We start from the raw sequence: 21,203 nt of genomic DNA on the forward strand, positions 1-21,203 counted from the left end.
ACACTTTTACCTACACAAGAGGCAGATGTTCAGCCAAACGACAGCCAACTTCTGGCATGTTTAACTGCGCCTGTTAGTTAAGGACGTCATGAATACTTTCAGCCCATTAGTGAACACTGTGACATTTTATCGCACTATTTCCTTACATCCTTTTCCTACACTTAAACGTCAAGGAGCGACGTTCGCATGACCCGATTCAAACCCCTTCCCTTACTGCTACTGGCCTTCGTCGCGTTTTATCTCCTGCCCCTGGGCCTGCACGGTCTATGGATACCCGATGAAACCCGCTACGCCCAGATCAGCCAGGAAATGCTCATGAGCGGCAATTGGACCGCACCGCATTTCATGGGCGTGCGTTATTTTGAAAAACCCGCCGCCGGCTACTGGCTGATCGCCCTCGGTCAGGCGGTGTTCGGCCAGAACCTGTTCGGTGTGCGGATCGCCTCGGCGTTGACCAGCGGCCTGAGCGTGCTGCTGGCCTACCTGATCGCCCGCCGCCTGTGGAACGACCCGCGCAAAAGCTTCGCCTGCGCCCTGCTCTACTTGAGCTTCGGCCTGGTGGCGGGGCAAGCCGGCTACTCCAATCTTGATCCGCAGTTCACCTTCTGGGTCAACCTCAGCCTGGTGGCGCTGTGGTTTGCCCTCGACAGCCGTACCCCGCGAGCCCGACTCGGCGCTTGGGCCTTGCTGGGGCTGGCCTGCGCGATGGGCTTCATGACCAAGGGCTTCCTCGCGTGGCTGCTGCCGGTGCTGATCGCGGTGCCTTATATGCTCTGGCAGCGGCGCCTGGGTGAGTTGCTGCGGTACGGCCCGCTGGCGATCGTCGTGGCAGTCCTGGTGTGCCTGCCGTGGGTGTGGGCGATCCATGTGCAGGAGCCTGACTACTGGAATTTCTTCTTCTGGCACGAGCACATCCGCCGTTTTGCTTCGGGCACTGCACAACATGCGCGGCCGTGGTGGTTCTTCCTGCCGATCATGGTCGTCGCGTGCCTGCCCTGGGCGGGGTTGCTACCAACCACACTGCACAAGACCTGGAAAGAAAAGCGCCAACCGGCGACGGCCTTTCTCGCCCTGTGGATGCTGCTGCCGCTGGGCTTCTTCAGCCTGAGCAGCGGCAAGCTGCCGACCTACATCATGCCGTGCCTGTTACCGCTGGCGTTGTTGATGGGGCATGCCTTGATCGATGTGATGCAGCAGGGCAAAACCCGCGCGATCTGCATCAACGGCCTGCTCAACTTCGTGCTCGGCATGGCCGCGATGGTGACGTTGATCTATCTGCAGATCGGCGACCCGCTGTACGGCAACAGCCACGCGGAGATGTTCAGCCTGTCGTTGACCTTCATTGTGCTGCTGGGCTGGGTGCTGACCAACCTGCTGCAAGCCTTTCGCCCGCTGACACTCTGGGCGACGCCGGTCCTGGGCATCGGCTTGCTGGTACTACTCCTGCCAGCGGGTATGCCGGCGCGGATATCGAATAACGAAATGCCCGATCAGTTCGTGCTTGAACACCTGGATGAACTGCAGCAAACCCAAGCACTGCTGAGCAACGAGTTAGGCTCGGCATCGGCGCTGGCGTGGCGCCTGAACCGGTCGGATGTCGCGTTTTATGACACCGAAGGCGAGCTGCAATATGGCCTGCAATACCCAGATACCGTACAGCGCAAGGTCGGGCTGGATGACGTCCAGTCGTGGCTGGCCGAAGCCCGCCGCCAAGGCGCGGTCGGGGTGCTGATGCGCGTCAGGAGCACCAGCGAACACCTTGAGGAAGGGCAACTGCCACCCGGCGGCAAGCGCTATCGCAAGGGCGACCTGGTGCTCACTATTTATCCAAAACTCCCCTAGGAACCGTCCATGAGTGTCTGGAAAACCGAACGTGGCGCCCTGCTGCTATTGCTGGGCGTGTCGGCCCTGCTCCTGCTGCTGGGCCTGGGCAGTCGCGACCTGTGGGGGCCCGAAACCCGTTGGGCGAACATCGTCGTGCAGATGCTGCAAAGCGGTGACTACTTCGATCCCTACCTCAAAGGCACGCCGTATTACGATAAGCCTTTGCCCTCCTACTGGCTGATCAGCGGGTTCGCCAACCTGATGGGCGGCCTGGGGCCGTGGTCGCTGCGCCTGTCGTCGGTGATTGCCGCATGGTTGAGCATCTGGCTGGTGTACCTGATCGGCGAGCGCCTGTTTCGCAAAGGCACCGGGCTGATTGCCGGGTGGATGCTCGCCACCACCTTCTACTTCCTGTTCTGGGCGCGCGTGGCCACGGCGGATGTGCTCACGGTGTGCGGTGTGCTGGCGGCGGTGTGGTGGTACTGGCGCGGGCCGGATGACACACGGCTGTGGCGCTACACGGTGTTTTTCCTGCTGTTGGCCGCGACCTCGCTGTTCAAGGGCTTGATCGGTTTTGTGCTGCCGGGCCTGGTGCTGCTGCCGCACCTGCTCAGCGAGCATCGCTACAAACGTCACCTCAACCCGCGCCTGGTGCTGGCCCTGCTGATTGCCGCCGGGTTCTATGCCATCCCCTTCGTGCTGTCGCACTTCTACGGAGCGCCGACCTACGGCGAAAGCGGCCTGGCCCTGGTATTCCGCGAAAACGTCGTGCGTTTCTTCGACCCCTTCGACCATATGGGGCCGATCTACACCTATCTGATCTACCTGCCCGCCTACACCCTGCCCTGGGCACCGTGCTGGTTGCTCGGCCTGTGGCTGGCCGTGCGGCATTGGCGCCAGACCCCGCCCAACGTGCGCTGGCTGGTATGGGGCCTGGGCCTGCTGTTCGTGTTCTTCACCGCCAGCGGCAGCCGCCGCAGTTACTACGTGCTGCCACTGGTGCCATTCGCCCAGTTGCTGGGAGCCTGGTGGCTGAGCGAACGGCTGGCGAAAAAAACCGCCAGCTGGCCGCGCTGGCAGAAAGGCTTTGGCATTGCCGCCGCACTGATGCTGCTGGTGCTCGGCGTGGTGTACCCGTGGACCAACGGCAACGGCGGCGTGACGCGTTTCGTCGAGGACGTGCAAGCTCAAGCCGAGAAGACCGCGCCATGGAACCAATGGCAAATGGTGCTGGTGGAAGTCGACAACAAACTGCCGATGTACCTGCAAAACGGCGGTCAGCCGTTCTACTACGTCGCCGAAACCCAGGACTTCCCCCGCCAGGGCGACAGCGCTGCGTTCATGACCTGGCTGGAACACACCAGCGGCCGCCGCTTCGATCCGCAACACACGATTATCATCGCGCAGTACTCCAAGGACGATCCCACGCCCCTGGCCTACCTGGGCGCGGATCATCAGGTGATCACCACCCAGCCTGACAATGGCGAGCGGCTGTTTCACCAGCGTGCGGGGGGGAGCGTGGCGTTTATCCCGATGTCGCGCTGACCTGCCCGCCCCTGGCGCTCGACGACAGCCAAAGCCACACGCTGTTGGCGCCGCAGGGGTTGCCGCTGCGGCGCCGAACATCCCTCACCGGCTCACTGATAGGGAATCAAGCGATCGCGGTCCAGGTCTCGCATCAGGTCGCCGAGCATTTCACTCTCGCTGCGCGGTTCGGTCATGGGGATGTACCAAGTCGTGGCCGTCCAGCCGCCACGCTTGTAGGCATAGGTTTTCAGCAGTTGACCGTCCTTGAACACCGAGCCATGCAATTGCCGCTCGTAGGTGTAGGGCACTGGCACGGTCAGCAGCGTCAGAGCGCCGAGTACTGCGGGGAGCACTCCGGCCCCTTTACCGCCACTCTGGTCGACCAACAGGCTGTAGCCGGTCTTGCTGAAACCACCGTCGAGAAAACTGAAGGCGCCTGTATCACGCAGCAACTGGATGACTTCGCGCTGCTTTTGCTGATCGAACCGGGATTCGGGCGGCGGCATGGTGACGCTCATCGGCACATAGGCGCGCTGGGCTTTGTAGTCCAGGGGTTTGAGGGCGGTGCCGCAGCCGCCGAGCAACAGCACGGCAGCCATTAAGGTGATCCTGATCATTGCGTGTGCTCCACAGGCAGTAGGCCATCACGTTGTACATCCTGGGCAAAGGCGCGGGTGATACGGTTTACGTTCTCTTGCTGCATCCCGCCGCTGCCATCGAGCAGCCAAGTGTATTTGTGGGTCACGTTGCGATAGCTGTATTGCTTCAACAGCTTTCCATTCTGTTGCAGGGAAAACTCGGTGGTGGTGTCGATACTCTGGGACAAGGGCAGCAGAAACAGCGTCGCCGTACTCAGCAGAATTACCGGGAAAGGTGGCAACTCGCGCTGGCTATTGAAGCGGATCAACACCGAATAATCCCCTTCCTTGCCTTGGCCGGTTTCGACACTGCGAAACACTCCGGTTTCGCGTAACTGGTTACGGATTTGCGCGGCATTCAGCGGGTCGTCGACCATGACATGGATCGGCTTGAGGTAGTCCTGACCGTCGGGCAACGCGCGCTCGGGCAGGGTATTGGTGGCCGCACAGCCAGTCAGCAGCGCCAGGACGCCCAGGGTAATAACGCGGTTCATGGACGCATCTCTTGAGGGGTGTTCTGGCCCGCAGCGGTAGACGGCGGCGCGATGATATGCGGGGCGGCGCTGCGATAATCCAGCGGTATCAACTCCAGCGCCGGCAAGCGCGGAACCGATTGTCGCGCGATCGGTTCATCGCGACCTTGCTGGTCGCGCCAACGGAAGGCGCACAGGGATGCCCCCAGGCACAGCGAGCGAAATTCACCGAGGTAATAGGCCTTGCCGGCTTGCAGGCGCATCGGCAGGTTGAACTTCTCCCGAGCCTGGACCGAGGTGTAAGTGGTGCCCAGGGTGGGTGAATAGGTGCTGGAGAAGAACTGGAAATCATAAAACTCATAATCTCCCGGTTTGAGCGGCAGCACGAACACACTGGCGACGCCGGTCTGGTCCTTCACATCCTGAGGCGTTTCCCGCCCGACACCGACCCATATACCCGCGGCCCCGAAGGCGGAGCCACGCTTGCGAAACAACAGGCGCTGGTTGGGTGCGGGAGACGCCTTGAGGTTCTGCGGGCCGATGGAGCCCACAAGATAAGCCACCGGTTCTTCGGGGCCGGGTTGCAGCGGCTGACTGACCAGCGACGCGGGCTGGGTACCGCAGCCCGCCAAGGCTGCAGCCATTAAGAGCAAGGCCAAAGGCCTGGAAAAGCAAAACATGTCGAATCCTGAACGCGGGCAAAAAGGGAGCTGCAGACGCCACAGGAAAGACATGCAATGAGCCATCCTGGCGCTGCGCCTCGCGTCACTGCGAGGGGGGCGAATGGTACGGGACGGATGAGGGTTTGACCACCCGCTCACCCCCCAGGCTTTCCAGCGCAGCCCTACCAACGCCCCGTCGCCAAGCTGTACGGCGAAAACTCCGCAAACCGCCACCTCAACGCCAACGCCGCCGGGCGGCGGACCACCTGTTCCACCGTGACCGTCCACAACCGCTGCGCGCCCTCGAACCGCGCCACCTCGGGGCCGTTGAGGATCAACGAAGTGTGCCCGGCCAGGTGCATCACGTCGCCCGATGCAAAGTCGATGAACAACAACCCCGCCACCGGGTTGGCGTGCAGGTTGCCCAGGGTGTTGAAGAACAGGTTGCCGGCAAAGTCGGGGATGGTCAGCACGTCGCCCTCCACGCGCACGAAGCCGCGGTTGCCGCCGCGATGGGAGACGTCCACCGAGCGTTCGCCGTCGATGTCCACATAGCTGGCGACGAAGAACGTGTCGGCGTTGCGGATCATTACGCGCGCGGCGTCATCCAGGCGGCTGCTGCGCTCGGCCACGCCCCCGGGTTGGCGGGCGATCCCATCGACAGGGCGCAGTTGGATGTATTTGGGGCAATTGCCGAAGGTCTGGACCACATCGACCGCAAACCCCTCGGCATCCAGCGCGCCGACCCGGCCATTCAGGCGATTGCGGCGGCGCGTGTCGAGGTCGATGCCGAGCAAGCCGACGGCGGCCCCTGGCTGCAGGGCGGAGCGCGCCGGGTCGCCGCTGCCGGGCAGGCTGTCGATCTGTAAGGTGTGCGGGTCGGGTGAATGGGCAAACCCCGGCGCGCCTTCGATCATCGTCGCCCAGGGCATGCCATCCGCGTCCACCACGCCGAGCATCAGGTACGGCAACAGCGGATAGAACCCTCGGTGTTGCTCGGGCAGATGATCGCGGATCACCTTGGCGCCAATCATGTCCATACGCTCGGAGGCGCCGGCGCTGGCTTGCATCTGCCGTTCGCCGGCGTGCCAGGGGGAGTGTTCGATCAGGTTCATGGCGATCACCTCGTGTCAGATAGCCAGATGCTGCGCCCCGCCACGCGGCGAGAGAATACCCACGTTCGGCAATCGAGCATTACGCCAACTGAAATGCCGGATGCTCGCGCAACGCCGCCACGCAGTGATCGACAAAACTGCGCACGCGCATCGGCGCCTGGCGGCCTTCGCGGTAGACCACGTTGACCGGCAACGGTGCCAGCTCGTGGGCGGGCAGGACGCGGCGCAATTGCGCGCTGACCAGGTGCTCGTGAACCGGGTAGCTCAGGCACCGGATGATCCCCGCGCCATGCACGGCCGCATTGATCGCACCTTGCACCGTGGTGCAGCGCAGGCGTGTACGCGCCTTGAGGTGGGTATGGGGGAAATCCCAGTGAACCTGATCGGCGCTGGCGATCAGGCGATGCTGCTTGAGGTCGTGCGGGTGCGCGGGTTCGCCGTGGGCCGCAAGGTAATCGGGGCTGGCGCAGAGGACCTGCCGCACCTGGCCGACTGGCCGCGCGATCAGCGACGAGTTGGGCAGCGCACCGACCAGGATCGCCACGTCCAGCCCCTCTTCGTGCAGGTTCGGGTAATAGTCGTGGTAGCGGGCTGTCAGGTAAACATCGGGATGGCGATCCATATAACCGGCCAGGATCGGCGCCATCACATACCGGCTGAACAGAAACGGCAGGAACACCCGCAGATTGCCCTGGGCCTGCACATGCGAGCCGTTGGCCGAGGCTTCAGCGGCGTCCACGGCCGCCAGCAGGCGGACACAGTCGGCGAGGTAGGCTCGACCGGCTTCGGTGAGGCGGACACCCCGCGTACTGCGTTGCAGCAACGCCACCTGCAGACGCGCTTCCAAGCGCGCCAACGCGCGCACCAGCGTCGCGCCGGACACCCGGGCGCTGCGCGCCGCCGCCGCCAGGCTCGGTTGCCCGGCCAGCGCCGCAAACAGCTGCATATCGCGATAGCGCTCCATCAGTTCGGCCGCTGCGACGCTGGGTTCAGGCCACGGTCCTGCGCGAAATGCTGGGTGAGGAAGTCGACGAAGGTCTGCACCTTCGCCGGTACGCGGGCGCCCTTCTGGAACACCACCTGGATCGGCAGCGGCGCGGGCTCGAACGCGTCGAGGACAATCTCCAGTTCACCGGCCGCCACCGCCGCCGCCACTTGATAGGACAGCACCCGGGTCATGCCCCAGCCGATGCGCGCCAGGTTGATCGCGGCGTTGTTCGCCGTGACCACCAGGCGCGGTTCGATGGGCACCGTCAGTTCCTGCTCGCCGTCGACGAATTGCCATGCGCTGATCAATTGGCTGGCCGACGACGTAGCGATTTTGGCCTCACGCAACTGCGTGGGATGTTGCGGCCGCCCGTGCCGGTCGAGATAGCCGGGCGACGCACACACCACCCGCCGCACTTCACCGACCTGGATCGCCTGTTGCCCCGGCTCCTGCAGATGGCCGATACGCACGGCCACGTCGACACCTTCGTCCGTCATGTTCACCACGCGATCGACCAGCAAAGCGTTGATGTTCACCAGAGGAAAACGATCGAGGTACGCCCCCAGCAACGGCGCCACATACAGCTCGCCAAACAGCACCGGGGCGGTCACGGTCAGTTGGCCGCAGGGGATGGAATAACTGCCCGCCGCCGCTTCCTCGGCTTCATTCAGCTCGGCGAGGATGCGTCGACAATCTTCCAGGTAGCGCTGGCCGGCTTCGGTCAGGTGCAGGCTGCGAGTGGTGCGCGCCAGCAGTTGGGTGCCGATGCGCTGTTCCATCGCGGCAATCGCCCGGGTCACGCTGGGCGGCGAGGTTTTCAGGCGGCGTGCGGCGGCGGCGAAGCTCTCCTCCTCGGCCACCGCGAGGAACACCTGCATTTCATGAAAGCGGTCCATCGGTGTCCCTCTTGAAGGTTACTGTGATTGCAGGCCCACCGCCGTGCGTGGCATGCCGACAAACCCCGGCAAGGCTTCGATACTGGCCAGCCAGGCGCGTACTTGAGGGTAGTCGGCCAGCGACACATTGCCTTCCGGCGCGTGAGCCACGTAGGTGTAGAAAGCGATATCGGCAATGCTCGGCTGCTCACCGACCAGGAAGCGGCTTCGGCCCAACTGCTGCTCTACCAATTGCAACAAGGCGTGGGAGCGGCTGATGGCGGCGACGGTATCGACATCCGCGCCAAACACCACCGCCAGCCGCGCGGTCGCCGGCCCGGCGTGGAGCTGACCGGCGGCGGCCGACAGCCAGCGCTGCACACGCGCCTGCCCCAGCGGGTCGCTCGGCAGCCATTGGCCGTTGCCGTACTTGCTCGCCAGGTACAGCAGAATCGCGTTGGAATCGGCGAGTACGGTGCCGTTGTCATCGATCGCCGGCACCTGGCCGAACGGGTTGATCGTGTCGACGAATTCAGCGGTTTTGTGCGCGCCTTGCTTGAGGTCGACCAGGATGAATTCGCTGGGCAGACTCAACAGCGACAGCATCAGCTCGACCCGATGGGAATGGCCGGACAGGGGGAAACCATAGAGTTTGATCGCAGGCTGGGACATGAAAGGCTCCAAAGAAGTGGGGGTCTTGACGCCAGGCATGTTCCGCCGTGGCGCCTATCGATGGAATCACCAGGATTTACAATCGAGCATTTCACGCGGTGAAACAATCACCGACAGTCCATCGCCTGGCCGTCAGCGCTCTTGCAGCCGATCGCGCAAAAACCGATGGCTCCTGGAAAACAGGCGCCGGTAGGTGAGCAACACCGCGCCGACCGTGCCCAACGCCGACGAAGCGGCGATCAGAAACATGATCACGATCTGGTAGCGCACCGCATCCACCGGGCTCTCGCCCGCCAGCACCTGGCCGGTCATCATGCCCGGCAGGCTGACGATGCCGACCACGGCCATCTGGTTCAGCGTCGGGATCATCCCGGCGCGCACCGCCTGGCGGATCGCTTCCTGCGCCGCTTCCCAGCGTGAGCCGCCGAGGGCGAGGATCATCTCGATGGTGTTGCGGCCCGAGGTCAGTTCCTGGGTCATGCGCTCGATGCCCAGGGACACGCCGGTCAGGGTATTGCCGAGGATCATGCCGAGGATCGGGATCGCGTACTGCGGCTCGTACCATGGGTGGATGCGAATCACCGCAAACAAGCCCACCGCCGTGACCAGCCACGAACTACCCCACACCGAGACGATGCTGTCGATCCGTTGCCCACGGTAAGTGCGCCGCCCGCGCCCCGCCGCCGACAGGCCGGCAATCAGGGTCATCGCGCACATCAGCGGCAGCACCACGTACCAATAGGCGAACGCGAACACCCAGCCCAACAGATAACCGATCGCCAGCAGTTGCACCACGGTACGCACGGCGGCCCACAGCAACTGGCGCTCCAGGCCCAGGCGCAACGCCAGCGACAGCGCGCCGTTGATCAGGATCAGCGCGGCGGCGATGGCCATGTCCAGCGCGGTCAGGTTCTGGTAGTTCATGCTTGGGTGGCTCCGCTCAGCACACCGGCGCTCATGTGCAGGTGGATGTCACTCATGCGTTGGGCCTGTTCCAGGTCGTGGGACACCCAGACATACGCGCGGGTGGGGTCATCGGCGAACCAGGCATCGATCAGCGCTTCGACATCACGCGAGGACGCGGGGTCGAGGGCGGCGGTGGGTTCATCCAGCAACAGCACCTCGGGCTTGAGCTGCAGGGTGCGGATCAACGCCACCACCTGGGACTCGCCGCCCGACAGGTCACTGGCATTTTTTGCCAGGAAGTCCGGCGACTTGCCGGCATGCTGCAGCAGCGCGGTGACGGTCGCCAGCTCGAAATGACGTTTACGCAGGCTCTTGAGGCTGAACGGGAAACGCAGGTTGTCCAGCACGGTGCCGTCGATCAGCGCCGGGCGTTGGGACAGGTAGCAGATGCGGCTGCGGTACTCGGGAATGTCTGCGTTAGCGATCGGCCGATGATTCCACAGGACCTGCCCCGATGTGGGCGCGTCCAGCAACGCCAGTGCGCGCAGGAACACGCTCTTGCCGGAACCGGACGCGCCGGTGATCGACACGCGGTCGGCGCGGTGCAGGGCGAAGTCAGTGGGCTGGAGCAAGACCGCCTGGCGACGCTCATCCCGGCGCGCCAGGGCGCGGGTTTCGATCAGTGCGCTCATGGACGCGAGGCTCCTCATGTTTCGGTCAGGCGCAATGGTGAAGCAGGCGGGCAGGCTTTTCATAGCAAAAGTTCAAGTGATGGCGACCGGTCCCGTGGCGGGCGCCTTGCAATCACCCCCTGCCCTGCCTATATTTGCCGCCTGGCGCTCTCTACGCCACCTTCCGCGGAAAGGGCTGCGCCCAAGACAGTGAAGCACTCAATCATTTCTACGACTCCCAACCTTAAAGCGGAAAAGGTGTGTGCAAGGAGCTCGTATGTCGCAACGCCGCGTATCCTCGACCACTGATGGCCGTCTCAACCTTGAGCAGCAGCGCAAGCGCGCCAAGGAACTGTTGCCGCGCCTGAAAAGCGAAAACCCCGACGCCACCTTGTCCCAGGCGCAATGGCAGATCGCCAAGCAGCTGGGTTTCAGCAGTTGGCCGCAGCTCAAGGCCCATGTCGACGCCATCGACTTCGCCGCCCGCCATCCCGATTTCGCCGCCAGCGATGAAGCCCGCACCAGCCATTGGCGCTGTGGCAACGACATTGCCCACAGCCTGCAACTGGCGGGGTTCAAGGGGCACTTCCAGATGCTCACCGACCCGCTGTGCATGGGCCCGGTTCGCGACCTGCCCAGCGAAGCATTCCGCGCCATGCGCAGCGCGTTCATCAGTCACGCCTTTGCCCTGGGCGAAGCGGATGTGGCGCGCCGTGTCGCCGACGAATACAACCAACTGGAAACCTTGGCCAGCGCCGAACACAGCGTGCTGTGGTGCGAGGCGGATGCGTATGACCAACTGTTCCTGATCCGCGCCCTGGCCGCTCTTGACCAGGCACCGCGCAAGCTGGAGCTGATCGAGGTGGACCGCATCCCGGGGGTAGAACGGTTTATCGGCATTGGCCAATTGGCCCCCGACGTACTGGCGTGGTTATGGCCGCAGCGGCGCCTGATCGACGACGAGGCGGTGCAGTTGGCCAAACAGGCGTGGTCGGCGTATTGCGCCAGTTCCCCGGTGCAGTGGGCGGAACTGGCCCACGGGACGCACACGGCGCTGCCCTTTCTTGCACGCGCTTTACTGCGCCAGTTGCAGGAGTTGCCCGGCAGTCAGGATGGCTTGTCACTGACCGAACGCCTGTCCCTGGCCTACATCGCCGAAGCGGGGCCGGTAGCGTTCGGGCGCGTGTATGCCGAGTTGATGGCCAAGCGCGAACCGCTGCCGTTCCTCGGCGACATGATGTTCCATGCACTGCTGCGGCCGTTGATCGACGGCGAGCATCCTTTGTTGACGAAAACCGAGGCTCATCTTGAATGGCCTCGGCGGGTGCTGGCGCCCGGATGCGCAAAGACCCGCTATCCGGGCACAAGGTGCGGCTTCAGGCTTTAACGTTCTGCCGGATATTCCAGCCGAACTTCACTGGCCCACCGTCCTTGGCGCCGTCGGCCTTCTGCGGCTGGTAGCTGACGTCGACGCTGGCGAAGTTCAAGGCGATGCTGTCGTAGAGCGCCTCATCCTTACTTTCAGCAGCGGTGCCGTAGGACACCACCATGACTTCCTTGAGGGTGATCACCAGATACTCCACTGGGCTGGAACCGCCCGCCTTGCGCACTACCAGTCTTGCTTCGGGATAATGCTTGCCGGTCGCGCAGGCCATCATCAGCAGGCATCTTTATTGAAAACCATTGGGAATTCATCACGCGGTACATGCCAGTAATCGGAGCAGACATTCTTGTCGCATGCACCTCAATAGGATTGACGGCGATCCTGACAATGCTCACCTATCTCTCGACGTACCCCATTGGTTTTGCTACCAAGACATCATTTTTCGGCGCTACGGGGCTTGGTGCAGTATTTGCCCTTGCCAAATACGAAGTGTTATACGGACGCATCCACTGGGTCTGGCTGAACATGGCGATATACCTCATCTGCCTGCTGGTATCACTTCCCGCAATCGCCTACCGCCCCAACGCTTATCTCTACTCCATGGCCCTCCTCAGCCCCCTGATCGGCCTACTGATCCTCAACAGCAAGCGCTGCCGCGAACTGCGCCACACGATGCTAGAAATCCGCCACAAGCGCGAAGCCATCATCGCCACCCTGAAAAAACAAGGCCGCTGGAAATGGTGGTAACACGAGCGGTTGCTGACACCCCCGACTTTCGGCCTCACCAACCCGATAACCGAAGCAACCTACATCCGGCTCGGAAGCATCTGACTTCTCGCCCTCGCCTGCCGTGCCTAGCCTGCTGGTCCCTGCTAACAAAAGGACACGGCTGGCATGCGGCGCTATTTCATTACCCGAGGAGCCAAGACCACCGCTGGCGGGACCGTCGTCGGCGGTTTGACGGGCTTTTGCATCACCCAAGTGGACATCGCCCTTGAAGGTCATGAGGTGCTTTGCCCGGTATGCAAAACCACCGGAGTCATAGTCTGTGTTGGCCCGCGCCTGGAGCAGTGGGCACTAGGGCGACGGGTGGCGCTCTCGGATGATCTCTGCCGCTGTAAATGCGACCCGCCCCCTCGCCTGCTGGCCGACCAGTTCGAGCGGTTTCAGACCCTTACCGCCGAAGACTCCGCGGCACACCGCCGAAGCGCGACCGCATCGGAAGCGCCAGCGTCAACACCCGCGAGAAATCCTACCCTGAGCTCAGCACCTTCCGCTTTCAGCGAAATACTCGAGTCAGCCTGCGAGCGCAATTGGCGCTTCTACCAGAAGCAGGCAGAAGACGTGATCGCCCCCGGCGGCAAGCTGATCGCCGACCCCAGATTGCGCAACCGGCTCATCAACTCGGCGTATGCCCAGCTCTGGCGCCTCGATAACCGTTTTCAGTGGGCTGGCCTTGCGGCGTTTGCCTCCAAGCAAGTGGGGTGCGGTTTGCTGCACGCGGCAGAATCCATCGAGAAAATTCAGGCGGAATTTGAAGCGGCGGAGCAATTGCGAAAGAGTGCCCGGAAAGGGGTTTGGGGGTTGTTCAGCGCCGAGGAGCGTGAGCGGCAGGCAAAGCTGCGGGAGTACGAGCGGCGCCTGCGGGAACATGAACAGGCCAGCCGTAATAACCCGGTGCCTGATGTTGATTGGCGGCGCGAGGGTGAACCGCTATCGAGCGTGCAGCAGCTTTATCAACATGTGTACGAGATGATGGCGATGGGCAATACCACGCTGTTTTTGGATGTGTTTCCGTTGCATGCGTTTTATAAGGAGCGGGGGTTGGGGTTGCTTGAGACCTGTCTTCGGTCGCGCAAGAACATTTATGAAAAGGCTCAGCCACCCGTGCTATGGCCCATCGGAAACGAGACACTAGAGTTTGGTACGAATCACAGTGAAATCCTGAAAGCTTTCGAGGCAATTGAAGCTGGCAATATCGCCAAAAGTGTTGAGTATCTCGCTGACCACGAACAAAGAAACATCCTTCAGCCAGCGATGTATACCGACCAAAAGCTGGTAGCCCTGCTGCGTAGTAACCATCTTTCCTATGTCACAGGCATACCGTCCGGGGCCGCGCAAGCCATTGAGCTAACGCTGGCAAATCAATGCCGCCCCGTCGAAGATGATCGAACCATTGAATTCAGCAACAGCCCTATCGCTAACCTGGCCGATATCGATCAACGCATGGCCTTCGTGCTCAAGGCTGCGGCGAAATTTGATGCACTGCTGCGTAGCAATGAGCGGCAGCGAATCGAACAGGCGCTAGAAGACATCGCTGAAGACCGGGGTGTCCGATGAGCCGGATCACGCAGATCGGTTGGCGACGTGTTGGGCTAGGACTGATCGCTGTCGTACTTTTCTTAGGGTTAGCGATACGTCTCGGCACCGATGAACCGGAGATTGCATTGACGCCTGGCGAACCCTGGGAAGATATGCGCCAGCGCTCCAGCGCAAAGATTGGCCCAGCCATTCCGGGGCATCACTGGTTCAGGGCGCCCAAATCCGATGCCCGACTGCGGCTCGTAGACCCTCAATATGGATTCATAACTCCTTTGGCCCGTTTCTTCACGATAGGCTTCGATGATGAGCAAATCGATGGCATCCGCATGTCCCCTCAAATCGAACCGCTATTGCTCGATGACACGCTTGAAATCGTGCTGGACTTACAGGAACAGTGGCGCAAAGGTGGCTGGACCCCCATCCATATAAAAGACGACCCACCCTTCGCCGACACCCCTCAATGGCGTGCCCGCTTGCGGAACGTGAACCTGGGCGGTACGTCCTATTGGCAAGCGGCGGACAAATACCAAGTGATGATGGTGGTCAATCGCTTCAAGGACGTTCGACATCCCACTGAAGAACGCTATCTCATCAAGCTGCACCTGGCCGCGCCGTGGATACCGCAATGATCAGATACCCACTTTGGCGCCGGCGAACCGAGGATTGCTTAGACGCCCGGCTGCGGCTCGTAAAGCCTGAATATGGATTCGTGCCCCCAGGCTCGCTTCTTCACAGTGAGCTTCGAGAGTAATGGAAGGGTCAGCAGTGTCCGCATTTCCCCTCAGGTCGAACCGCTTTTGCTCGATGACACGCTTGAAGTCGTACTGGATTTACAAGAGCCATGAAGCGGCATTTTGACCGCGCGCCTTCAGTTCGCTGGCCGCAGCAGCTGCATCTGCTGGCGATAGTCATCCGTCACCTGCCGCGCCTGGCTGCTGCTGGTGATCACCTTCGGCGTAATCAGCACAATCAGCTCAGTGCGGTCCTTGGATTTGCTGGTGTTGCCGAACAACCAGCGCAGGCCGGGGATTTTCCCCAGGTACGGCACGGCACTGACGCTCTCGCTGTTGTCCTGTTTGATCAACCCGCCGAGCAATACGGTCTGCCCGCTCTGCACGGCGACTTGCGTCGAGACTGAACGCGTGGAGATACGCGGATTCACCGGCGTGTCGCTGCTGCCGGTCTGGTTCTCGGCATCGCTGACCTGCTGTTGGATATCCATGTACACCAGGCCGCCCGGATTGATGCGCGGCACCACGTCCAGAATCACCCCGGTCTGCACGTACTCGACGCTGCTCAGGGTGGTGTCGGCATCGCCGGTGTTCACCGTGGTCTGGCTGATAGGAATGTTGTCGCCCACCTGGATCTGCGCCGGCTGGTTGTTCATCACCACCAGCGACGGCGCCGACAGCACCTGGGTGCGGCCGTTGGTTTCCAGGGCATGCAAGGCCACTTGCAGGTTGGAACTGACGAAGGAATAGAACAACGAATCCGACGCCCCCAACCCTGCCCCGCCACCGCCCAACGCGCCCTGGCTGCCGGAGGCGTTGGCGACTGTGGTGCTGGTGGAATTGCCGGCCAGGCGACCGAGGTACCACTGCACGCCAAGGTCCAGTTCACCGGTGAGTTTGACTTCGAGGATGCGCGTCTCGATCTGCACTTGCAGCGGCGGATTGTCGAGGCGTTTGATCGCGGTTTCGATCTCTTTCCATTGCGCCGGGCGGGTACGCACCAGCAGTTGGTTACTGCTTTTTTGCGCGGTGATGCGGGTGCCGGCTTCGAGGCTTTTATCCGGTGCCGGTTCGGACGCTTCGGCGACGGGCTCGGGCTCGTCGGCAGGCGGCGGCGTGTTCTGCAGGCCACCGGTATTGTTGTTGAGCGATGACAACGTGGTGGTGCGCAACCCCGGCGCGACCTTGGCCGGCGTATCGTCCTTGATCGCGCCGTTGCCGTAGATCTGCCGCAGGTACTTGGCCAGGTCCGAAGCCTTCATGTTGCGCACGTCGTACACGTACATCTGCGGTTCGTTGCCGCCGCCTTCGTCGATGGTGCGAATCCAGTCGCCCACCTCGCTGAGGTACTGCGGCTGGGAAGAAATCGCCACCACCGAGTTGGTCCGCTCGATCGGCAGAAAGCGCAGCATGCCCGCCAGCGGCATGCCGCTGTCCGGGCCGAACATGGCTTGCAGCTCGGGCATCAGCTCGGCCACCGACGCGCGTTGCAAGCCGAATACGCCCACCGACATGCCCTTGAGCCAGTCCACATCGAAGGTGTCGATGGTGGCCTGGTAGTTGGCCAGTTCTTCCGGGGTGCCGGCCAGACTCAGCACATTGCGCGCCGGGTCCACCAGCAGAAAAGCGTTTTCGCGGGCGAACGGCTTGAGCAGTTTCTGCATCTCGGTGGCGGAGATATAGCGCAACGGAAACAGCCGCGCCGACAGGCCGTTGGACGGTGGCGCCAGGTTCATCTGCGGCACCAGCTTGCCCGCCACCGCCTGGTTGGCCGGCAGGATCACGTAGCGGTTGCCCTGTTTGATCATGGCGTTGTCGGTCCAGGACAACAGGGTTTCCAGGATCGACAGCGCCTGCTGTTTGTCCACCGGCTTGGAGGTGGAAAAGCTGACATTGCCTTTCACGCCTTGGGCGATGCTGTAGTTCTCGTGCAACAGGTCGCCCATCACGCTGTTGATCACCGCTTCGATCGGCTGGTCGGCGAAGTTGAACACGATATCGCCGCCCTGCTCTTTCGCCGGCAGGCTGGCGCTGGGTGGGCGCACGAATTGCTGACTGCCCCGCCTCATCTGGCGTTGGGGCGCTACCTTCGCCGCGGGCTGCGGGCTTTGCGCGGCGGGCACCTCACTCGGCGGGCGTTGCGCGCCGGTGCCTTGCATGGCTTCGTGGAGTAACGCGTCGTCCGCGTCGAGGCGGTCGGGCAGTGAGCCACAGCCGCCCAGGGAGACGGCGGTAGTCAGGCAAAACAACGAGGTGCGCAGATCGATCAAGGGAAGGGCTCGCGAGGCAGAGAAATCGGTGGCCGGGTCGACGGCGGCGGCAAACGCTTGGCGTACAGGTTCAAGGTTTGCGTGCGGCCGTCCAGGGTGAAACGGGCGGATTGCGGCGTGAGGTGGTCCAGGCGCCAGCCGTTGGGCAGCACCTGGCCCAGGTGTACCGTCAGCGGGCGGCCGTCGGCCTGCTTGAGCATCGCCATTTGCAGATTGCCGGTGATCAGGATGCCGCTCAGGGTCAGGTTGGCCAGGCTGCTGGCCTGGGTGTTGCCGACGGCGCGATCGGGGCTGCGGTCCGCGCTGAACAACGGGGTTTGCCAGGTGCCGGCGAGGCTGTCCAACGTCACGCTGGGGGCGACTTGCACCCGCGCAGAGGAATGCCCGCGCACCGCCGGTTCGGGCAGCCACTGCGGCTCGTCGCCGATGCTGCTCAGGATGAACGCCATCAACAGGCCCAATGCCCCGACCAGGCCGAGCAAGCCCCATTCCAAGGGGCGCAAGACACCGATCATCGGGCCACCTGCGGTTGCAGGTAACCGCGCACCAGCACCTGCACCACCAACTGCCCCGCCCCGCCGCTGGCCGGCGCCTGTTTGCCACGGCGGATGCGCAGCTCATCGACGAACAGAAACGGCGGCTGGTATTCCAGCTCATGCAGGATCGCGGTCAGCGGTTCGATGGCGCAATCGAGGGTCAGGCTGACCTGCACCTGTCGATACGGTTCGCCGTCGTCCTGCTCCGGGGTGATGGGTTTGCGCTGGGTCAGGCTGCAGCCGCCGCCGAGGTTGGCGTGGCGGCTGATCAGATCGGCGAGGCGTTGCATCAGGTCGGCGGCGACCCCATCCGGGTCATCCCCCGGCAGCAGGCTGGTTTGGCTGGCCGGGTCCTGGCGAGCCTGCTCCAGTTGCTCGCGCAGCGCATCACCCTGGCGCAACACGCCGGCATAGCGTTGCTGCTGTTCGCGCAGTTGTTCGGCCTGTTCGCCCATGGCACGCAAGGGCCCGGCGAACCAGCTGTCGATCAGCAGCCAGTACGCCGCGCCGAGCACCACGGCCAGGATCAGCAACGCCGTGCCACGGCGTTCACGGGGTGTGAGGGGTCGGCGCATCGGCGGCCTCCGGGCGAAGGTGGGCACGCAAGGCAAACTGATCCTTGCCGCTGCGCGCATCGGGTTGAATCACGCCTTCGAACTGCGCATTGTCCAGGCGGTGACAGCCTTTGATCCGGGTAATCAGGGCGCTGGCCTTGGCGCTTTGGCCGGAGAAGGCAATCTCGCTGCCCTTGATGTCCAACTGGTCGAGCCAGGTGTCGGCGGGCAGGCATCGGGTGAGGTCGTCGAGCAGCGCCACCAGCGGCGGCTGGGCCACCTTGCGCCGGGTCAGGTACTGCACCGCGCCACGGGTGGCGAGCAGTTGCTGACGCAGCGCATGCACCTCGGCGACCTGGGCCTTTTGCTGCTGGACGCTGTCGTACATGGTGTCGAGCACGCGCTGGCGGTCGTTGAGCCACAGCAACATCGCCGCAATCAGCAACGCGCCGCACAGCCACGGCAAGCTGCGTTGCAAACCCTTGCCCGGCGGACGCGGACGCGGGCGCAAAGGCGCGGGCAGCAAGTCGATGCCCAGGTCGCCGACATCCACGCGATGCGGCTGCAGGCCGAGGGCGGCGCAGTCGCTGAGGATCTGATCGAGGCGCTCGCGCAGGATCGCCACCAGCGTCACCTGCAGTTGGGTCGGCGTGCGCCGTTCCTGGCGCGCGACGAAGTACAGCCGATCGGCCTCGAACGGCGTGTAGCGATCCAGTTCATAGCCGACCACGGCGCTGAGGTTGCGCGCAGCGGCTACGGGCAAGTGGATGGTTTGCAGCAGCACCGCGTCGGCCGCGAGCACCAACACATGCCGCGCATTGCCCGGCGCCGACGCGACCGGCTCGCTCAACGGCCAGTGCCAGCGCTGCTCGGGCGGCTCGCGCAACGCCAGCCACGTCGGTACACACACGCGCAGCTCCGCGAGCCACAGGCGCCAACCTTGTTGCAGCAGGCTGCCACGCCAATAACGGGCGATGGGTTCCAGTCGATTCATTCTTGCCAACGCAACACCCGGTAGGGTTGTGCGCCGTCCTCCGTTGGGCTCAATAAAACCGTGACTTGCAGGCGTGCTTCATAGCCGCCGGGGCGTTGTGCGCGGCTGTCGACCACCAGCACCTCGCCAGGGTCGGCGCCCTGTGCGCTCTGCTGCGGCAGGTTGAGGGCCTGGCGCATCAGCGCGCTGGCGAACGCCGGAGCGGGCCGATCCAGGTCGCTCCACAAGGTGAGCTCGGGCAGCAATTGGCGGTACAGCGCCTGGCTCATGCCGGGCAATTGGCGCACTTCTTCGAGCACGCGAAACGGCGCCAGCCCCTGCTTGCGCCGTGCGTCCAAGGCCTTGGCCACCTGCGCGGCCTGGGCCGGGCTGGCGCCGCAGGCCAGGGCCAGGCGCGTGAGGTCGTGCGCCTCGGCGTTGACCAGGTACAGCTTGCCGCGCTCGCTGCGCAGGCTGACGTGCAACTGCGCGTCATCGAAGGTCAGGAGCCTTTCACGGCCGTCGGCGATCCAGTGCCGATCGGCCATCGCCAGGGCGACGCCGGCTTGCGCTGCGAGCTCCGTCTGGGTGTGCTGGCGATGCCACAGCGCCTGGCGACTTTCCAGCTGCACCCAACCGGCCAAACCGCCCAGCAACACACTGAGCAAGGCCAGCACCCACAGCACCAGCAGCAGCGCCGCCCCGCGTTGCCGCCTCATTCGCCCGACGCTCCGCTGGCCAGGTTCAAGCGCAAGGCAATCACCTGAGTGACCCACGGCACCGGCCCGTCGACATGCGCGGCGATCCGCACCGCAGCGGGCAAGCGCCGGGGCCACGGCCACTGGTCGATCCATCCGGTGGGTTGGCCCAGGGGCGATACGCCGCGATAACTGAAGCGCAGCGCCGCAAGGTTCGTCAGCAGCACTTGCGGCGCATCGCGGGAAGCATCGGCCTGCCGTTCCAACCGCGAGAACCCCACCTGCAAATCCTCGGCGACCCGTTGCAGGGTGAAGCGCTGAATCCCGCCGCCGAGCACACCGGGCAAGGTCGCGACAAACTGCAGACGCTCGGGCTCCCCTAAGAAAAACCCGGCGCTCTGGCGGTCGTCTTCGCTGACATCCAGCGGCAACGCCTCACTGATCGCGGTGCGCAGGAACTGCTGGGCGGCGCGCATTTCGTCCAGGCTCACGGTGTACTGCTGGGCCTTGGCCACCGCGCGATTGGCGCCGAGCAACGCACCGCTGAGCAGCACCAGCAGCACCGCGAGCAAGCTCAGCACCACGAGGATTTCCAGCAGGGTGAAGCCCTGCTCGCGGCGCCTCACTGGCGCACCTTCAGGGTGCTGAACCGGGCCTGGCGCGGCCCCTCGCTGACGATCAGGTCGAGACGATACAGATGGGCTTGCTGACGCACGCAGGTCAGTTGCCAGTGGATGCCGTCCAGCGCGCCCTGGCTGACACCTTCGACCAGGCGCCCCGCTGCTTCCTGGTCCAGCACACTCAGGGCGGCATGGGTCAGGCGGTCGCTGTGAGCCGCTTGCGCCAACGAGCGCGCGCTCTGGCCGAAGGCGACCAACAGCACCGCGCTGCACACCGCCATCAACGTCAGGGCGGCGAGCATTTCCAGTAACGTGAAACCGGCCTGGCGCTTCATGGCAGCGCCTTGGACTGCACGCTGCCGGTCAGCCAGCCAATGTCGATGCGCCAACGCCGGCTACCGTTGGCCAGCAGCAGATGGCCGCCGGTGGAACTGCCGTCGGGATAGAACTCCACGGCGGCGCCGACCCGTTCGGCGGTATGCACGGTGACCTGCAGCTGCGGCGGCCAGGCGTGCGGGGCGCGGCCCGGGGCCTGGAAGGTCAGGCGCTGCAGATCGAATTCGGTCCTGGCCACACGCGCCTCGACTATCGCCGCGGCCCGCGTGGCGCGCAGGGCGTCGACCATCTGCCCGACCACGCGGCGCTCGTTCGCCGCCTGCACGGCCTGGCGCACACCGAGCCCCAACAAGCCGACAGCGAGGCTGATCAACAGGATGACCACCAGCATCTCCAGCAAGGTAAAGCCGCGTTGGGGCATCGGCGGG

General features: G+C 63.6%; 23 protein-coding genes and 1 pseudogene. 6 read left to right on the plus strand and 18 right to left on the minus strand.

What is annotated here, in order from left to right:
• Positions 1-186: 186 nt before the first annotated feature.
• Positions 187-1,842, plus strand: coding sequence for a lipid IV(A) 4-amino-4-deoxy-L-arabinosyltransferase (arnT, locus tag ACP7E3_RS06945; RefSeq protein ID WP_108524997.1), 1,656 nt, complete (start codon positions 187-189; stop codon positions 1,840-1,842).
• Between the two features lie 9 nt (positions 1,843-1,851).
• Positions 1,852-3,369: an ArnT family glycosyltransferase gene (locus ACP7E3_RS06950; RefSeq protein WP_426122668.1), complete on the plus strand. Its 1,518-nt coding sequence runs from the start codon at positions 1,852-1,854 to the stop codon at positions 3,367-3,369.
• Between the two features lie 92 nt (positions 3,370-3,461).
• Here ACP7E3_RS06950 and ACP7E3_RS06955 read toward each other — a convergent pair whose 3' ends face one another.
• The 9 genes from ACP7E3_RS06955 to ACP7E3_RS06995 form a co-directional block, all read right to left on the minus strand.
• Positions 3,462-3,968: a hypothetical protein gene (locus tag ACP7E3_RS06955; protein WP_079444284.1), complete on the minus strand. Its 507-nt coding sequence runs from the start codon at positions 3,966-3,968 to the stop codon at positions 3,462-3,464.
• The gene (locus tag ACP7E3_RS06960; RefSeq protein WP_104902808.1) at positions 3,965-4,483 is read right to left on the minus strand and encodes a hypothetical protein; all 519 of its coding nucleotides are present in this window, start codon (positions 4,481-4,483) and stop codon (positions 3,965-3,967) included. The genes ACP7E3_RS06955 and ACP7E3_RS06960 overlap by 4 nt, the downstream gene beginning before the upstream one ends.
• On the minus strand, positions 4,480-5,106 hold the full coding sequence (locus ACP7E3_RS06965; protein ID WP_227778682.1) for a hypothetical protein: 627 nt from the start codon (positions 5,104-5,106) through the stop codon (positions 4,480-4,482). The genes ACP7E3_RS06960 and ACP7E3_RS06965 overlap by 4 nt, the downstream gene beginning before the upstream one ends.
• Before the next feature lie 200 nt (positions 5,107-5,306).
• A complete protein-coding gene (locus ACP7E3_RS06970; protein ID WP_426122672.1) occupies positions 5,307-6,239 on the minus strand; it encodes a pyridoxamine 5'-phosphate oxidase family protein in 933 nt (310 codons plus the stop codon).
• A 79-nt stretch (positions 6,240-6,318) separates the two neighbouring features.
• Entirely contained in the window at positions 6,319-7,203 is an 885-nt protein-coding gene (locus ACP7E3_RS06975; RefSeq protein ID WP_017847546.1) for a LysR substrate-binding domain-containing protein, read from the minus strand.
• Positions 7,203-8,123, minus strand: coding sequence for a LysR family transcriptional regulator (locus ACP7E3_RS06980; protein WP_017847547.1), 921 nt, complete (start codon positions 8,121-8,123; stop codon positions 7,203-7,205). Before ACP7E3_RS06980 ends, ACP7E3_RS06975 begins: the two co-directional genes overlap by 1 nt.
• Positions 8,124-8,141: 18 nt before the next feature.
• Entirely contained in the window at positions 8,142-8,774 is a 633-nt protein-coding gene (locus tag ACP7E3_RS06985) for a glutathione S-transferase family protein (protein WP_046382771.1), read from the minus strand.
• Between the two features lie 132 nt (positions 8,775-8,906).
• Positions 8,907-9,698: an ABC transporter permease gene (locus ACP7E3_RS06990; protein ID WP_017847549.1), complete on the minus strand. Its 792-nt coding sequence runs from the start codon at positions 9,696-9,698 to the stop codon at positions 8,907-8,909.
• The gene (locus ACP7E3_RS06995) at positions 9,695-10,372 is read right to left on the minus strand and encodes an ABC transporter ATP-binding protein (protein WP_256823474.1); all 678 of its coding nucleotides are present in this window, start codon (positions 10,370-10,372) and stop codon (positions 9,695-9,697) included. Before ACP7E3_RS06995 ends, ACP7E3_RS06990 begins: the two co-directional genes overlap by 4 nt.
• A 256-nt stretch (positions 10,373-10,628) precedes the next feature.
• Here ACP7E3_RS06995 and ACP7E3_RS07000 point away from each other — a divergent pair, with 256 nt between their 5' ends.
• On the plus strand, positions 10,629-11,738 hold the full coding sequence (locus tag ACP7E3_RS07000) for a DUF1835 domain-containing protein (RefSeq protein ID WP_426122676.1): 1,110 nt from the start codon (positions 10,629-10,631) through the stop codon (positions 11,736-11,738).
• Here ACP7E3_RS07000 and ACP7E3_RS07005 read toward each other — a convergent pair.
• A pseudogene (locus tag ACP7E3_RS07005) lies at positions 11,728-12,012 on the minus strand (Hcp family type VI secretion system effector); the annotation flags it as partial. The gene ACP7E3_RS07000 and the pseudogene ACP7E3_RS07005 overlap by 11 nt on opposite strands.
• A 110-nt stretch (positions 12,013-12,122) precedes the next feature.
• On the opposite strand from ACP7E3_RS07005, the gene ACP7E3_RS07010 reads away from it, so the two are divergent.
• The 3 genes from ACP7E3_RS07010 (at position 12,123) to ACP7E3_RS07020 (ending at position 14,686) form a co-directional block, all read left to right on the plus strand.
• Positions 12,123-12,482 carry a hypothetical protein gene (locus tag ACP7E3_RS07010; RefSeq protein WP_227778686.1) on the plus strand — a complete coding sequence of 120 codons (360 nt, stop codon included), beginning with the start codon at positions 12,123-12,125 and terminating at the stop codon, positions 12,480-12,482.
• Between the two features lie 147 nt (positions 12,483-12,629).
• Positions 12,630-14,075 (plus strand): PAAR domain-containing protein, encoded by a 1,446-nt coding sequence (locus tag ACP7E3_RS07015; RefSeq protein ID WP_426122678.1) that lies wholly within the window; start codon positions 12,630-12,632, stop codon positions 14,073-14,075.
• Complete coding sequence (locus ACP7E3_RS07020) at positions 14,072-14,686, plus strand: hypothetical protein (protein ID WP_046486556.1); 615 nt, start codon at positions 14,072-14,074, stop codon at positions 14,684-14,686. The genes ACP7E3_RS07015 and ACP7E3_RS07020 overlap by 4 nt, the downstream gene beginning before the upstream one ends.
• A gap of 239 nt (positions 14,687-14,925) precedes the next feature.
• Here the strand turns inward: ACP7E3_RS07020 and gspD are convergent, their stop codons facing one another.
• Genes gspD through ACP7E3_RS07060 form a run of 8 tightly spaced genes read right to left on the minus strand, consistent with a single transcriptional unit; the run spans position 14,926 to position 21,196 of the window.
• Positions 14,926-17,049: a type II secretion system secretin GspD gene (gspD, locus tag ACP7E3_RS07025; protein WP_426122724.1), complete on the minus strand. Its 2,124-nt coding sequence runs from the start codon at positions 17,047-17,049 to the stop codon at positions 14,926-14,928.
• Positions 17,050-17,054: 5 nt separating this feature from the next.
• A complete protein-coding gene (locus tag ACP7E3_RS07030) occupies positions 17,055-17,573 on the minus strand; it encodes a general secretion pathway protein GspN (protein ID WP_261754820.1) in 519 nt (172 codons plus the stop codon).
• Entirely contained in the window at positions 17,570-18,169 is a 600-nt protein-coding gene (gspM, locus tag ACP7E3_RS07035) for a type II secretion system protein GspM (RefSeq protein WP_017847564.1), read from the minus strand. The genes ACP7E3_RS07030 and gspM overlap by 4 nt, the downstream gene beginning before the upstream one ends.
• Entirely contained in the window at positions 18,144-19,142 is a 999-nt protein-coding gene (locus ACP7E3_RS07040) for a type II secretion system protein GspL (protein ID WP_177029764.1), read from the minus strand. The genes gspM and ACP7E3_RS07040 overlap by 26 nt, the downstream gene beginning before the upstream one ends.
• On the minus strand, positions 19,139-19,840 hold the full coding sequence (locus tag ACP7E3_RS07045; RefSeq protein WP_057005695.1) for a hypothetical protein: 702 nt from the start codon (positions 19,838-19,840) through the stop codon (positions 19,139-19,141). Before ACP7E3_RS07045 ends, ACP7E3_RS07040 begins: the two co-directional genes overlap by 4 nt.
• Positions 19,837-20,445 (minus strand): prepilin-type N-terminal cleavage/methylation domain-containing protein, encoded by a 609-nt coding sequence (locus tag ACP7E3_RS07050; protein WP_079444300.1) that lies wholly within the window; start codon positions 20,443-20,445, stop codon positions 19,837-19,839. Before ACP7E3_RS07050 ends, ACP7E3_RS07045 begins: the two co-directional genes overlap by 4 nt.
• Positions 20,442-20,774 (minus strand): type II secretion system protein, encoded by a 333-nt coding sequence (locus tag ACP7E3_RS07055; protein WP_288077786.1) that lies wholly within the window; start codon positions 20,772-20,774, stop codon positions 20,442-20,444. Before ACP7E3_RS07055 ends, ACP7E3_RS07050 begins: the two co-directional genes overlap by 4 nt.
• Positions 20,771-21,196 carry a type II secretion system protein gene (locus tag ACP7E3_RS07060; RefSeq protein WP_372813214.1) on the minus strand — a complete coding sequence of 142 codons (426 nt, stop codon included), beginning with the start codon at positions 21,194-21,196 and terminating at the stop codon, positions 20,771-20,773. Before ACP7E3_RS07060 ends, ACP7E3_RS07055 begins: the two co-directional genes overlap by 4 nt.
• Positions 21,197-21,203 lie beyond the last annotated feature (7 nt).

The sequence above is a fragment of the Pseudomonas sp. PSPC2-3 genome (genome assembly GCF_049898265.1).
In the GTDB taxonomy this organism is placed as follows: domain Bacteria; phylum Pseudomonadota; class Gammaproteobacteria; order Pseudomonadales; family Pseudomonadaceae; genus Aquipseudomonas; species Aquipseudomonas veronii.